We start from the raw sequence: 643 nt of genomic DNA on the forward strand, positions 1-643 counted from the left end.
GTCAGCACCTTGCGGGTAAATAAGGCGAGAGGCATTAATGCCAAACCCGTCAGCCTGCGAAGTGGTGGGCACTGTTAACAAAGAGAGCAGCAGAGCCATAACCAACGATATGCGTTGCATGTGCCAGTCCTTGTCTGAAAAAGCGGGGCGGCTATGCCGCCCAGCCGGAATTAATTGGTGATAAAGTTGAAAAGGATCGGTGCGGCTACTCCTCCAAGATCAACATTAGCATTAGTTGTGGTTGATGCCAGTCCGGCTCGCAAGTTCAGGCGTTGGCCATCAAAGTCGCTGGCATCTGGGTCGGTACCATCAGCGGTGGCAATATCCAAAACCTCATTGTTCTCGATGTAAACCGATGGCGTGCTGGCGTTGCTGATCATCACGCCAGTATTGCGTGTGGTATCGCTATTAAAGATGTTGGTCTGCCCCGGTAATACCGGACCCGTAACTTGCACCTGCGCAACCTGGCTGGCATCTGGTGTACCACAGTTGCTCAGCGTCAGTGAGAAATCACGCTGGCTGGAATCCACGGGGGTAAGCGCTGCGGCGAATGCTAATTGTGCGACGTTGCCGAGATCCAATGACGTGGTGCTCAAGTTAATATCACAAGAGGTGGCTACCACGCTGCCCGTGATGGTGATTT

General features: G+C 53.0%; 1 protein-coding gene. It reads right to left on the bottom strand.

Annotation, left to right across the window (positions count from 1 at the left end; genetic code table 11):
* Window positions 1–170: 170 nt before the first annotated feature.
* The coding region (locus J5224_RS33585; protein ID WP_264629208.1) for a fimbrial protein at window positions 171–643 on the bottom strand (473 nt) is incomplete at its 5' end.

The sequence above is a fragment of the Candidatus Symbiopectobacterium sp. NZEC135 genome (genome assembly GCF_025962695.1).